We start from the raw sequence: 253 nt of genomic DNA on the forward strand, positions 1-253 counted from the left end.
TGGCGAAATGTAATGCTGCATTAAAAGAAAACGAATTGATATTGAAATTGCGCAATTAATATTCGCTGGTTACATTTTTTCACTTGTGAATCCCTTGCTAGACGGTTTATTGCAGTGTTGCGTAGACCTGAACCGCTGTTGATATTTCTGGATCCCATTCTGGCTTCTGGGATTGTCGCGCAGTAATGGGCCTGCGTACTGCCTGCCCTGTTCAGGTAGCGGGCATCAACGACTCGGACATTCCCACGGTTAA

The 253-nt window shown here is 45.5% G+C and carries 1 protein-coding gene; it reads right to left on the reverse strand.

Annotated elements, in window-relative coordinates; translation table 11 throughout:
* Positions 1-20 precede the first annotated feature (20 nt).
* Positions 21-253, reverse strand: a 233-nt coding sequence (locus AC0L3B_RS39905; protein WP_473383429.1) for a hypothetical protein, incomplete at its 5' end; no start/stop codon positions are given.

It is taken from the genome of Bradyrhizobium sp. Kon56, from assembly GCF_055807635.1.